This window comes from Burkholderia cenocepacia (genome assembly GCF_900446215.1).
In the GTDB taxonomy this organism is placed as follows: Bacteria; Pseudomonadota; Gammaproteobacteria; order Burkholderiales; family Burkholderiaceae; genus Burkholderia; species Burkholderia cenocepacia.
In genome coordinates, this window is the sequence record NZ_UAQZ01000002.1 from 72878 (window position 1) to 84750 (window position 11873).

13 protein-coding genes are annotated in these 11873 nt (G+C 66.5%); 4 read left to right on the top strand and 9 right to left on the bottom strand.

Annotated elements, in window-relative coordinates; genetic code table 11:
* The first annotated feature begins 213 nt into the window (after positions 1-213).
* The gene (locus DTA15_RS09455; protein ID WP_227739750.1) at positions 214-1560 is read left to right on the top strand and encodes an MFS transporter; all 1347 of its coding nucleotides are present in this window, start codon (positions 214-216) and stop codon (positions 1558-1560) included.
* Between the two features lie 15 nt (positions 1561-1575).
* The gene (locus DTA15_RS09460; protein ID WP_006484835.1) at positions 1576-2415 is read left to right on the top strand and encodes an IclR family transcriptional regulator; all 840 of its coding nucleotides are present in this window, start codon (positions 1576-1578) and stop codon (positions 2413-2415) included.
* Between the two features lie 37 nt (positions 2416-2452).
* On the opposite strand, the gene DTA15_RS09465 is transcribed toward DTA15_RS09460, so the two are convergent.
* The 4 genes from DTA15_RS09465 to DTA15_RS09480 all read right to left on the bottom strand — a co-directional run bounded on the left by DTA15_RS09465 (position 2453) and on the right by DTA15_RS09480 (position 6192).
* Positions 2453-3559 (bottom strand): polyamine ABC transporter substrate-binding protein, encoded by a 1107-nt coding sequence (locus DTA15_RS09465; RefSeq protein ID WP_012493677.1) that lies wholly within the window; start codon positions 3557-3559, stop codon positions 2453-2455.
* Between the two features lie 240 nt (positions 3560-3799).
* A complete protein-coding gene (locus DTA15_RS38995) occupies positions 3800-4021 on the bottom strand; it encodes a hypothetical protein (RefSeq protein WP_077176053.1) in 222 nt (73 codons plus the stop codon).
* Between the two features lie 368 nt (positions 4022-4389).
* Complete coding sequence (locus DTA15_RS09475) at positions 4390-5118, bottom strand: pentapeptide repeat-containing protein (RefSeq protein ID WP_012493678.1); 729 nt, start codon at positions 5116-5118, stop codon at positions 4390-4392.
* Between the two features lie 93 nt (positions 5119-5211).
* Positions 5212-6192 carry a bifunctional helix-turn-helix transcriptional regulator/GNAT family N-acetyltransferase gene (locus tag DTA15_RS09480; RefSeq protein WP_012493679.1) on the bottom strand — a complete coding sequence of 327 codons (981 nt, stop codon included), beginning with the start codon at positions 6190-6192 and terminating at the stop codon, positions 5212-5214.
* A 244-nt stretch (positions 6193-6436) separates the two neighbouring features.
* Between DTA15_RS09480 and DTA15_RS09485 the strand changes: the two genes are divergently transcribed.
* A complete protein-coding gene (locus DTA15_RS09485; protein WP_006484823.1) occupies positions 6437-6814 on the top strand; it encodes a hypothetical protein in 378 nt (125 codons plus the stop codon).
* Between the two features lie 81 nt (positions 6815-6895).
* On the opposite strand, the gene DTA15_RS09490 is transcribed toward DTA15_RS09485, so the two are convergent.
* The 4 genes from DTA15_RS09490 to DTA15_RS09505 are packed head-to-tail and all read right to left on the bottom strand — an operon-like array spanning position 6896 to position 10356.
* The gene (locus tag DTA15_RS09490; protein ID WP_006484826.1) at positions 6896-8071 is read right to left on the bottom strand and encodes an ABC transporter ATP-binding protein; all 1176 of its coding nucleotides are present in this window, start codon (positions 8069-8071) and stop codon (positions 6896-6898) included.
* Positions 8068-8721 (bottom strand): ABC transporter permease, encoded by a 654-nt coding sequence (locus DTA15_RS09495; RefSeq protein WP_006484832.1) that lies wholly within the window; start codon positions 8719-8721, stop codon positions 8068-8070. The genes DTA15_RS09490 and DTA15_RS09495 overlap by 4 nt, the downstream gene beginning before the upstream one ends.
* A gap of 10 nt (positions 8722-8731) precedes the next feature.
* Complete coding sequence (locus tag DTA15_RS09500; RefSeq protein ID WP_006484838.1) at positions 8732-9643, bottom strand: glycine betaine ABC transporter substrate-binding protein; 912 nt, start codon at positions 9641-9643, stop codon at positions 8732-8734.
* On the bottom strand, positions 9640-10356 hold the full coding sequence (locus tag DTA15_RS09505) for an ABC transporter permease (RefSeq protein ID WP_006484827.1): 717 nt from the start codon (positions 10354-10356) through the stop codon (positions 9640-9642). The genes DTA15_RS09500 and DTA15_RS09505 overlap by 4 nt, the downstream gene beginning before the upstream one ends.
* On the opposite strand from DTA15_RS09505, the gene DTA15_RS09510 reads away from it, so the two are divergent.
* The gene (locus DTA15_RS09510) at positions 10355-10537 is read left to right on the top strand and encodes a hypothetical protein (RefSeq protein WP_006484836.1); all 183 of its coding nucleotides are present in this window, start codon (positions 10355-10357) and stop codon (positions 10535-10537) included. The two genes, DTA15_RS09505 and DTA15_RS09510, sit on opposite strands and share 2 nt — an antisense overlap.
* 382 nt (positions 10538-10919) lie before the next feature.
* Here the strand turns inward: DTA15_RS09510 and DTA15_RS09520 are convergent, their stop codons facing one another.
* The gene (locus DTA15_RS09520) at positions 10920-11849 is read right to left on the bottom strand and encodes an agmatinase (protein WP_006484846.1); all 930 of its coding nucleotides are present in this window, start codon (positions 11847-11849) and stop codon (positions 10920-10922) included.
* Between the last annotated feature and the right edge of the window lie 24 nt (positions 11850-11873).

Genomic DNA, 11873 nt, shown 5'->3' on the forward strand with positions numbered 1-11873 from the left:
GGACAGACCAACCGAGCGATATATACAAATGACCACTGGTGGACATTTTGTTATCAGGTGGAAAAATCATAGGGCCCGGTTTTGATATGAATCAAGCGGAAAATAATTAAACGCGCCTTGACCCGTGCTTTTGTCCACGCGATCATCGCGTCTCATATGGTCGAAATGTCCATTCATGGACATGTGGGACCAGGAAAAGACAAGGGACGACCGATGCCTGACACCTCCTCCCGGAAGCCCACCCGCATCCGCTTCCTGATGCTGTTTCTCGTGTTCGTCGGCACGGTCGTCAACTACGTCGATCGCGCGAACCTGTCGGTCGCGGCGCCGCTGCTCAAGCACGAATTCGGGCTCGACCCGGTGGCGATCGGCGTGCTGTTCTCCGCGTACTCGTGGACCTACGTGCTGGCCAACCTGCCGGGCGGCTGGGTCGTCGACCGTTTCGGCTCGCGCGTGATGTACGCGGTGGCGCTGCTGACCTGGTCGAGCTTCACGCTGCTGCAGGGTTTCGCGGGCCGCTTCGCGACGCTGTTCGGGCTGCGCCTGGGCGTCGGCATCGCGGAGGCGCCGACCTTCCCGATCAACAACCGCGTCGTGTCGATCTGGTTTGCGCAGCGCGAACGCGGCATCGCGACCAGCGTGTATCTGGTCGGCCAGTACGTCGGCATGGCCGCGCTGACGCCGGTGCTGTTCTGGATCGCCGGCACGTTCGGTTGGCGCGAGATATTCTTCGCGACGGGCCTCGTCGGCGTCCTGTGGGCCGGCGTCTGGTATCTGCTGTATCGCGACCCCGAGCAGTGCAAGTGGGCGAACGATGCCGAACTCGAGCACATCCGCACCGGCGGCGCGGTGGTCGAGATCGGCAAGCCCGCGCGCGGCGAGCCGTTCCCGTGGCGCAAGCTCGCGATCGTGTTCCGCAACCGCCAGATCATCGCGATCTGCGCGGGCAAATTCGCGTCGCTATCGTCGTTGTATTTCTTCCTGACGTGGTTCCCGAGCTACCTGATCACCGAGCGTCACATGACCGTGCTGAAAGCGGGCGGCGCGGCGTCGGTCCCGTTCATCTCCGCATCGGTCGGCGTGCTTGCGGGCGGCGCATTGTCCGACTGGCTGCTGCGGCGCGGCGCGAGCGTCGGTGCCGCGCGCAAGACGCCGATCATCACCGGTCTGCTGCTGGTCCCGACGATGTCGTTGGCGGTGCTGACGGACACCAACTGGGTCGTGATCGCGATCATGTCGTTCGCGTTCTTTGCGCAGGGCGTCGCGTCGGCATCGTGGTCACTGATCGGCGACATCGCGCCGCGCAGCATGCTCGGGGTCACGGGCGGCGCGGTCAACTTCGTCGGCAACCTGTCTGGTATCGTTACGCCCATCGCCATCGGCTTCATCGTTCGCGAGACGGGTTCGTTCGGATGGGCGCTCGGGTTGATCAGCGTGTTCGCGGTGATCGGCGCGTTGTGCTACACGTTCCTGCTCGGCGAGGTCAAGCGCATCGAGCTCGATCCGCCGGCCACGGGCGGCAGCGCGCCCGAACCGCTGAAGTCGACGGTGCAGGACTGACGACGCAAGGCCACGATGAACCCAGATACGCCCGATACCACCGGCACGCTTTCCGACGACGACACCTATCTCGTTCCCGCGCTCGAGCGCGGCCTGCGGATCCTCGAACTGTTCAACGCACGCGATCCGGTTCTGACGCCGAACCTGATCGCGCAGCGGCTGGGCTTGCCGCGCACTACGGCGCTGCGACTCGTGCAGACGCTGCAGACGCTCGGCTATCTTGAACGCGCGAACCGCGATCGCGACGTGCGGCTCGGCGCGCGCGTCATGAAGCTCGGCTTCGATTACCTGAGCTCGCTCGCGTTGACCGACATCGGCACGCCGGTGATCGAGCGGCTGCGTGATGCGACCGGTTTCGCGAGTCATCTGGTGGTGCGCGACGGCCGCGACGTCGTGTTCGTCGCGAAGGCGTGGACGCACGATTCGGTGATGAGCGCGATCAAGGTCAACATCGGTACGCGCATTCCCGCACATGCTTCGGTGCACGGCCACGTGCTGCTTGGCGATCTCGACCAGGCGGAACTCGACGCGCTGTTCCCGGAGCCGATGCTGCCGACCTATACGCCGCACACGCCGCGTACCGCGACGGAAGTATATGCGCGCGCGCAGAAGTATGCGGCCGACGGCTACGCGCTCAGCGAATCGTCGTTCGAGCCCGGCATCTCGGTGATCAGCGCGCCGGTGCGCGACAGCAGCGGCTTGATCGTCGCCGCGGTCACGCTGACGGTCGCGCGGCCGTTCCTCGAGAAGTCGATGATCGACCAGGGGCTCGTCGGGCAGGTCCGGCAGGCGGCCGCCGATCTGTCGGCGCGGCTCAACTACCACGCTGCCGAGCACGGCGCCGACCACGACTGAGCCGGCGACCGGGCTGGTGCCTCGCGTCGCCCCGCGCTCACCGCCCCGTCTTCAACTGCGCCCACAACCGGTTCTGCAGCCGGCGAATCTCGGGCGGCATCGGCTTGAGCAACGTCATCCTGCTCAATACCTCGTCGGACGGATACACTGACGGATCGCGCGCGATCGCGGGCTTCACGTACTGACGCGCGGCCTTGTTCGCGGTCGGGTAGAACACCGCGTTGGTGATGCCCGCATTGACCTTCGGGTCCTGCAGGTAGTTGATCCACTTCAGCGCGGCATCGCGGTTCGGCGCGTCCTTCGGGATCACCATCATGTCGAACCACAGCAGGCCGCCTTCCTTCGGATTCGCGAAGCGGATCTCGTACGGGCGTTTCGCTTCGGCCGCGCGGCGGTGCGCGATGCCGACGTCGCCCGAGTAGCCGAACGACACGCACAGGTCGTTGTTCGCGAGATCGTTGATGTAGCCCGACGAGTTGAACTGCGTGATGTACGGGCGCACCTTCTTCAGCACGTCGTAGGCGGCGCGGTAGTCGGCCGGGTTCGTGCTGTTCGGATCCTTGCCCATGTACTGCAGCGTCGCGGCGAACACGTCGACGGCCTGGTCGAGGAACGACACGCCGCACCCCTTCAGCTTCGCCATATTGGCCGGATCGAACACCAGCGCCCAGCTGTCGACCGGCGCCTTGTCGCCGAGCGCCTTCTTCACGGCCTGCACGTTGTAGCCGATGCCGTCGGTGCCGTAGGCCCACGGCACGCCGTACTGGTTGCCCGGGTCGGCGTCGGCGACCATCTTCATCAGCAGCGGGTCGAGATGCGACAGGTTCGGCAGCTTCGATTTGTCGAGCGGCTGGTAGACGCTCGCCTGAATCTGCTTGGCCATGTAGTTCGACGTCGGCACGACGATGTCGTAGCCGGAGTTGCCGGACAGCAGCTTCGCCTGCAGCGTGTCGTCGCTGTCGTAGTTGTCGTAGCGAACGTGAAGGCCGGTCTGTTTCTGGAAGTTCGGGATCGTGTCCGGCGCGATGTAGTCGGACCAGTTGTAGATGTTCAGTTCGCCGGCTGCGTGGGCGGCAGTGCCGGCGGCGGCGATCGACAGGATGGCGGCGGCTGAAAGGGTACGGTGGAGCGGGCGGATTCGCATGACGAAGTCTTTCCTGGCGGAGCGCGTCGAGCCCGGCGTACGGGCCATCGCGCGACGGTTCATCGGATGGAACAGGCGTGCGTGATCCGTGCTGTCGACGAGCACGGGCAGTGCAATGCAATCAGGAGTGCGTTCGATGTCGCGCGGGGCTTGCGGCCAAACGCGGCGCGAGCCGATCCCGTCGCCGCTCGGGCGACACGATGCGCAGGTCGAACGGACACGAAGAAGGGGAAAGGCGCGCTAAGGCAGCAGCGACGCCACGTCGTCGGTATGGATCGCGACGGACGCACGGGCGGCGACGGCGTTGTGACGGCGAACGGAACGGCGGGACAGGATGGTGTAGATCGACGGAGACAGGCGAGGACTTCGCCAGCCGTCACGGTCGTCGAGGGACGGCAGCGCGGCGCGCAGGTTTCGCGCATCGCCTCGTCTCCATCGCACCAGCGGGCCACGGATTCTCACGATTACTCTCGACCGGGTTGTTGAAAGTATTGAACACCCGACGCTTCGCCAACGGCTGCCGTTTCAGGCTGCGGTCATCGCGATTGCCGCGGGGCGGCATCGGCTGCATGGCGCGGACTGAAAGCTTGGCATTCAGCGAAATCGCCGAAACATGACGCTCTCGTGAATCATCGGATAAATCGCTGTAAGGATGTCTCCGGATTTTCCCTAGTGATGGGCAGGGTGGCGACGCGGTGCGGCAGCGTGCACATCGCGCTTGCGAGCGTACTGGCGGTGGCCGGAATGCGGTCGAAGTGATGAGAATATTAGACGGCTGGATAGCCCGCGCCGTCTCGCGACGACGAAGCGGGCGCGGGTGTGGCGGCGCGTTATGCGACCCGAATCCCGAAGTTCTCGATCAGCATGGCCGCCTGATCGTAGGAGACGGTCGCGCCGCGTAGCACGCCGGACGCGAGCAGCCTGGGCGTGCCGCCCAGATCCACGTCGCGCAGGTCGGCACCCTCGAAGCGGGCGTCGTTCAGATGTGCGTTGCGCAGGCTGCCGCCTTCGAACACGGCATCGCGGAAGTCCGCGCCGGCGAGATCGGCGTCCGAGAAATCGAGCGCCACGAGCCGGGTTTTACGGAACGAAAAGCGCCGCAGGCTCGCACCGACCAGCAGCGTGCTGGCGAATTCGAGTCCAAGCGATTTGCATTCCTCAAAATCGGCACCGGTCAGCCGGCATTCGTTGAAGCGGACCGATCCGAGCTTGCTGCGCCGCCAGCTCGTATTGTTGAGGTCGCACGACCGGAACGCGGCGTCCTCGAGATCCGACGACGCAAAGTCGGTTTGGCGGGCCCGGCAGCGAATCCACGTGGTGTGCGCGAGCGTGGCGCCGACGAACGACGCTTCCGCGAGCGCGCAGCGCTCGAATCGCGCGCCGCGCAGATCCAGGCGCGACAGATCGGCGCTTTCGAGGTCGCAATCCTCCAGGTGGAGGGGCGCAGGTGAGCCTTCGATGAGCTGCATCAATTCGGCGCGATCCAGCGTGCGGCCGGTCACGAGGACACCGGGAGTCATGAGCGGATCCATTGTCGGGCGAATGTTCGGGGCAGACATTATCCGGATTTCGCGCGCGTCGTGCATCGGGCGGCGTGCGACAGCTAACGCCGGGCTGCTGCCCCCCACGCACGGCGAAGCTGTCCGCCGATATCAATCGCCGGACGGCCCGGGCCGGCTGAAGCGCTGCTCGACGACCTTGGTTCCCCAGTGCGTGCCTGCCGACTCGTTCGTCAACGCAAAGCCGAACGACTCGTACAGATGGCGCGCCGCATCGAGCCCCTTGAAGGTCCACAGGTAGGTTTCGCGAAACCGGTGTTCGTCGACGAAACGCATCGCCAGCGTCATCAATTGACGCCCGACGCCAGAGCCGCGCAACGCGTCGTTGACGATGAACCAGCGCAGGTGCGCGACGCCCGTCGCCGGGTCGCCGTCGATCGCGAGCGACGCGAGTGTCCGGCCGTCTTCCTGGCACAGCCACAGCGCCTTGCCGGCGGCCGGCAGCGTGCCCGCGAAGGCGGCCAGCTCGGTCGCCACCCGCTGTTCGAAGAAGGCGCCGAAACCCCAGTGTTCCGCATAGAAGCGCGCATGCAGGCTCGCGATGTCGCCGATGCAGCCCGGCTGATAGCCTTCGCGAATCGACGGCGCATCGGTGGGTGCGACGGGCGCGCGGGCCGCGTTGTCCTGGGCGAGCGCATCGGCATACAGCGCGAGCGAACGCAGCAGCGCCTGCTGGTCGGCCGGAATCATCCGGCGCAGCGCGTTCGACACCTGATCGGTCGCGAACGTATCGATTCTTTTTCGGAGCTTTTTGCCTTCGGCGGTCAGGTACAGCTCGATCGCCCGCGCGTCTTCGCTCGACACGCGCCGCTCCACGATACCGGCGGCTTCGAGCCGCGCGAGTTGCCGGCTCGTGTTCGATTTGTCGAGCCGCAGGATGGCGCCCAGATCCTTCGCGTTGATGCCGGGCGCCATCCCGATCTCGAGGATCGCGTGCACGGCCGACGGCGCCCAGTCGCTGTCGGCCAGCGTCGCGCGCATGAAGCCGAGCTCGCGCACCAGTTTGCGCGAGAAGTCGCGCAATTCGAGGATGGTCGCATCGCGCGGCTTGGCCGGCGCGTCGATGAGGTCCATGGTCTGCCCCTGAAAAGGTTGCGTATCGCAATCGATAATAGTTGCGGGTCGCAACTTGATCAAGGCGGATTTTCACGTAATCGATTGCTTCGGGGCGGCGCATCCGTGCGGCCGCCACCGCGACGGGTACTGAAGCGGATGGCCGGGCGCGGCGAAGTGGCTGCATACTGGGCGGCGCTGGCCGAACTGCGAGCAGGGGCATCGACCGATTCTCGATCGACGACCGCGGACCACGGAGATCACCATGAACAAGCTGTTGCCGATGACGATCGCGTTGCTGGCCGGGAGTGGCCTCGGCGCGGTGCCGCTCCATGCGGCCGGCGTGATGGATGCGGCGCCGTGCAGCGCCGCGCATGCGGCGGATCAGCGCGGCGGGAACGCCGCGATGCCGGGCACGTCGGTCCGCAGCTTCTCGACCGCCGGTTGTTCGGGTGCGGTTTTGCAAGGCGACCGGGCCACGGCGACCGTCAACGGCGACAGGGTGGAGTTGCGCGACGGCGTCGTCTATGTGAACGGCCGATCGTATGGTGCCGTTACACCCGCGCAGACCGTCGAATACGAAGTCGCGCGCGATCGGCGCACATTGAAGGTCGACGGAAAAACGCGCGCGCCGCTGCGCTGATGCGTCTGGTTGCTTTCTGCAACGCGCGATGTCGATTCACTTCCCGAAGCCGGTGCAACGAAGCACCGGCCCGGGCGCGACTCAGGACGTGGCGACCGAGGCGACCGTCTCGGCCGGGCTGCCCGGCGGCTGGCCGGTTTGCCGGCGCGAGCGGCCCGAGCTGAGGTACGCGGCGATCGAGTCCTGCGTGATCTCGCCGAGCCACGCACCGTCGGGGTCGAGCACCGGCATCCACGACGCGCTGTACTGGTACATCTTCGACAGCACGATGCGCAGGTTGTCGTCCGCCGCGACGCCGGCCGGGAACGGCGTCACGCGTTCGCCGCACACGCCGCCGTCGGTGCGTGCCGCGCGGCGCGTCACGTAGCCGAGCGCCCGGCCCGCGTCGTCGAGCACGGTCAGGTAGCGGCAGTCGGTTTCGTCCATCACCGCCAGTGCGTGTGCGAGCGGCGTATCGACGCGCGCGGTTTCGGGTTGCGTGGCGGCGTCGCCGGCCTTCACGAGCAGCAGGCGCTTGAGCGTGCTGTCCTGGCCGACGAACTGCGCGACGAATTCGTCGCGCGGGCGGGCGAGCAGCGTGTCGGGGTGATCGTACTGAACGAGCTGGCCGCGCCGGAACACGGCGATGCGATCGCCGAGCTTGATCGCTTCGTCGATGTCGTGGCTCACCATGATCACGGTCTTGTTCAGTTGCCGCTGCATCTGGAAGAACTCGTTCTGGATCGATTCGCGATTGATCGGATCGACCGCGCCGAACGGCTCGTCCATCAGCAGCACGGGCGGATCGGCGGCCAGCGCGCGAATCACGCCGATGCGCTGCTGCTGCCCGCCCGACAGCTCGCGCGGATAGCGCTTCAGGTACAGCTTCGGATCGAGCGCGACCATCGACATCAGGTCGCGCGCGCGTTCGGCGCAGCGCTTCTTGTCCCAGCCGAGCAGGCGCGGCACGACGGTGATGTTCTCCTCGATCGTCATGTTCGGGAACAGGCCGATCTGCTGGATCACGTAGCCGATGTGGCGCCGCAGGTCGACTTCGTTCAGCTGCGCCGTGTCCTCGCCGTTGATGAGCACGCGGCCCGACGTGGCGGCGATGAGCCGGTTGATCATCTTGAGCGTGGTGGTCTTGCCGCAACCCGACGGGCCGAGGAACACGCAGATTTCCCCTTCGGGCACCGACAGGCTCACGGAGTCGACCGCGCGCACGGCCTGGCCGTCCTTGCGCGTGAAGGTCTTGGTCAGTTGGTCGAGTTCGATCATGTCTTCTGCACTCCCTTCGGTGTCAATGCACGTTGCAGCATCTGCAGCAGCCGGTCGGCGACGATCGCGAGCAGGCTCACGAGCACCGCGCCGACCAGCAGCTTCATCATGCTGCTCTGCCCGATCGCACGCAGGATCAGCGTGCCGAGGCCGCCCGCGCCGATCACGGCGGCGATCGTCATCACGCCGATGTTCATTACGACCGCGGTGCGCACGCCCGCGAGAATCACCGGCACCGCGAGCGGCAAGTCGACGAGACGCAGGCGCTGCCACGAGGTCATCCCGATGCCGGTGCCGGCTTCCTTGATCCCCGCATCCACGTTGTGCAAGGCCAGGTACGTGTTGCGCATGATCGGCAGCAGCGAGTAGAGGAATACGGCCGTGATCGCGGGCGCGGCGCCGATGCCCTGGCCGAAGCGCGAGAAGAACGGGATCATCAGGCCGAACAGCGCGATGGACGGCAGCGTGAGCACGAGCGTGGCGATGCCGAGCAGCGGCCCGGCGAGCCAGTCGTGGCGATTGATCAGGATGCCGAGCGGTACGCCGGCGACGATCGCGCAACCTACGGCGATCGCGACGAGCCACACGTGCTGCAGCGTGAGCTGCAGCAACTCGGGCCAGCTCGAAGCGAGATAGTCGAATACGTTCATCGGTTCTCCTTCATGGCAGCGGGTGGGTGCGCAGGAACGCATCGGCGACGTCGCGCGGCGACTTGCCGTCGAGATCGACGGCCTTGGCCATCGCCTGCATCGCGTCGTTGTCGAGCGCGGCCGACAGCGCGTTGAGCTGCGTCGCGAGCTTCGGATTGCTTTCAAGCGTGCCCTTGCGGACCACGGGCGTCGCGTTGTACGGCGGGAAGAAGTGCTTGTCGTCCTCGAGCGGCACGATGCCGAAGCCCTTCACGCGGCCGTCGGTCGTGTAGACGAGGCCGATCTTCAGCTGATTGTTGTGCAGGGCCGTATAGACGAGCCCCGGATCCATCTGCTTCAGTTGCGCGCGGCTGAACTGCATGCCGTAGGCGGCGAGCAGCGGCTTCAGGCCGTCGGGGCGATTCGCGAATTCCGCATCCATGCCGAATACGTAATGCTTCGCGGCGGGATCGTTCTTCAGGTGCTCGGCGAGCTGCGACACCGTGCGGATGCCGGTGGCCTGCGCGAGTTCGCTCGGCAGGCCGATCGCATAGGTGTCGTTGAGCGGCGACGCATCGAGCCACACGAGCCCGCGCGGCACGTCGAGCGCCTTGACGCGCCGGTACATCTCCTCGGGCGACAGCTTGTCCTGGATCTTGTTGTAGACGAGCGCCGCCGTGCCCGTGTAGTCCCACATCAGGTCGAACTGGCCGTTCTCCAGCGCGCTGCGCGCGAGCGTGCTGCCGAGCCCGGCGCGGACTTCGACGTCGTAGCCGCGCGAGCGCAGGTATTGCGACGTGAGTTCCGCCAGCACGTACTGCTCGGTGAAGTTCTTCGCGCCCAGCACGAGCTTCGCGGCGAACGCCGGCGTGCTCGCGGCGACGCACAGCGCGCCGACGGTGCACAGGCGTGCGAACGATCGAAGGATGCGATGAAGCGTCATGCGGCACCTCCGTGGCGTGCCAGCCAGTGACGGCTGCCGGCCGCGACGATGCCGTCCAGCACCAGTGCCAGGATCGCGGTGAGCGACGCGCCGAGCAGCAGCAGCGGCTGGTTGTCGAGGTAGATGCCGGGAAAGATCAGCGAGCCGAGACTGTCCGCGCCGATCAGGTAGGCGAGCGGCGCCGTGCCGACGTTGATCGCGAGCGCGGTGCGCACGCCGCCGACGATGATCGGCAAGGCGTTGGGCAATTCCACGCGAACCAGCGATTGCCAGCCCGTCATGCCGATGCCCTTGGCGGCTTCGCGCAGCGCGGCCGGTACGTTCTTCATCCCTTCGTAGGCGTTACGCGTGACGGGCAGCAGCGAGGCGAGAAACAGCGCGACGATCGCCGGCACGTTGCCGATGCCGAAGATGCCGAGCGCGATGGCGAGCACCGCGAGCGACGGGATCGTATTGCCGATGTTGAAGACCTGCATGAAGCGCTCGGCCTGGCGCTGGAATCGCGGCCGGCTCAGCAGCACGCCGGCCGGCACGCCCACGGCGATGGCCAGTGTCATCGAATAGACGACCAGCAGCATGTGCTGGCCCGCGTAGTAGGCGAGATCGTCCGAGCGCTGCTTGAACGTCTCGGCGCCGATGCCGCGCGCCAATGCCCATCCCACGGCGATGATGGCCACCAGGCTGCCCACCAGCTGGACAGTGCGTCGAGTCATGAAGATACGCCTCCTCGATTCGGTGCGGCGCGCGCAGGCGCACGCCGCGATGACGCCGCATGGCGTCGCGATGGAAGTTCGTGATCCCGGCATGGCCGCGATTGAACTGACGGAAACAGTGCTGCCGGCTGCACCGAGGTGCGGCTGGCGGTCGGTTGAACGCGACGACGCGTTCGTCTGATTGTCAGGTTCAGCCCGGCGGCGCCGTAACGGCGAGGCGCGTTCGAGCAGGGCACCGTCCTGTGAAGACGGCATGGATGCGGGCGGCTTGGCGCCGACCGCTGGGGCCGGAGGCCCCTTTGACGTGGCGAAACGGATGCATGCGCAACGAAGTGCGAAATGACATCACGTTGCGCACGAGATCATGCGTTTTGTGATGAAGTTGAGGCGAGTATAGAACAATCGATCGAACGCGTCTACCGTGGGGAGCGATCGCGGCGATGCGTGGCCGGTCGTGCGAGGGCCACGAGCAGGGTGCGTGAAAATTGATTCGAAGCCCGAATCAGTGCACGAGACCGGCGTGGCGACGGGCGATGCGCGAGCGGTCTCGCCGCATGAAATCGTTACCGCGCGATGCGGCGCGCGGTGGTGCCGATCACGTTGGTCAGCAGCCGCACGATCGTCAGCGCGGTCATCTCGCGCACATCGAGCGCCGGGTGATATTCGACGACGTCGATTCCCGCGAGGCGCGTGTTCGCGCACAGGTGCCGCAGTACGCCGCGCGTCTGGTGGAACGTCAGGCCGCCCGGCATCGGCGCGACCACGCCCGGCGCGATGCTCGGGTCGAGGCCGTCGATGTCGACGGTCACGAACCACGGCGCGTCGTCCACGAGGTGCCGCGTGACGGCTTCGATGCCTTCATCGTGCACGACGTCGGCCGGCACGAGCACGTTGCCCGAGCGCAGCGCGTCCTCCACGTCGCTCGGGCGCGCGCTGCCGCTGCCGCGCAGGCCGACCTGGACGATCCGCCTGACGAACGGCATCTCGCGGATGCGCCGGATCGGGCTCGAATAGCCGTGCCGTTCGCCGTTCACTTCGTCGCGGAAGTCGAGATGCGCGTCGAACTGCAGCACGTTCAGCGGTCCGTACGCGTCGAACGCGCGCACGCACAGCGCCGGAATCGAATCGTCGCCGCCGAGCACCACCGGAATCGCGCCGCGCTCGAGCAGCGACGCGACGGCGGACGTCACGGCCGCCGCGTTGCGCGCGACGTCCAGCGTGCCGGGCAGGTTGCCGCAATCGACGCAGGTCGCGCCCGTGTCGCCGAACAGCGTGCCTTGCAGGTCGAAGTCATAGTGTCCGATCTGGCGCCCGTAGCGGAAGCTGCGCTCGCGCACCTTGTCGGGCGCGTTGGACGCGTCGCAGTGCAGCAGCGCCGGGCCGTACGGCACGCCGTACGGCGCGCCGAGGACGGCGAACGTGGCGGAGACTCGCTCCGTATCCGGCTCGCAACCCTGAGCAAGAAACGGCACCTTCGGTGAATCGCAAAGCATGTTTTCCTCGTTGAATAAGCGGGC

Excerpts from the sequence above, each read along its gene's own strand:
- DTA15_RS09455 (WP_227739750.1), top strand. The coding sequence starts at position 214 with ATGCCTGACACCTCCTCCCGGAAGCCCACCCGCATCCGCTTCCTGATG.
- DTA15_RS09460 (WP_006484835.1), top strand. The coding sequence starts at position 1,576 with ATGAACCCAGATACGCCCGATACCACCGGCACGCTTTCCGACGACGAC.
- DTA15_RS09465 (WP_012493677.1), bottom strand. The coding sequence starts at position 3,559 with ATGCGAATCCGCCCGCTCCACCGTACCCTTTCAGCCGCCGCCATCCTG.
- DTA15_RS09475 (WP_012493678.1), bottom strand. The coding sequence starts at position 5,118 with ATGTCTGCCCCGAACATTCGCCCGACAATGGATCCGCTCATGACTCCC.
- DTA15_RS09480 (WP_012493679.1), bottom strand. The coding sequence starts at position 6,192 with ATGGACCTCATCGACGCGCCGGCCAAGCCGCGCGATGCGACCATCCTC.
- DTA15_RS09485 (WP_006484823.1), top strand. The coding sequence starts at position 6,437 with ATGAACAAGCTGTTGCCGATGACGATCGCGTTGCTGGCCGGGAGTGGC.
- DTA15_RS09490 (WP_006484826.1), bottom strand. The coding sequence starts at position 8,071 with ATGATCGAACTCGACCAACTGACCAAGACCTTCACGCGCAAGGACGGC.
- DTA15_RS09495 (WP_006484832.1), bottom strand. The coding sequence starts at position 8,721 with ATGAACGTATTCGACTATCTCGCTTCGAGCTGGCCCGAGTTGCTGCAG.
- DTA15_RS09500 (WP_006484838.1), bottom strand. The coding sequence starts at position 9,643 with ATGACGCTTCATCGCATCCTTCGATCGTTCGCACGCCTGTGCACCGTC.
- DTA15_RS09510 (WP_006484836.1), top strand. The coding sequence starts at position 10,355 with ATGAAGATACGCCTCCTCGATTCGGTGCGGCGCGCGCAGGCGCACGCC.
- DTA15_RS09505 (WP_006484827.1), bottom strand. The coding sequence starts at position 10,356 with ATGACTCGACGCACTGTCCAGCTGGTGGGCAGCCTGGTGGCCATCATC.
- DTA15_RS09520 (WP_006484846.1), bottom strand. The coding sequence starts at position 11,849 with ATGCTTTGCGATTCACCGAAGGTGCCGTTTCTTGCTCAGGGTTGCGAG.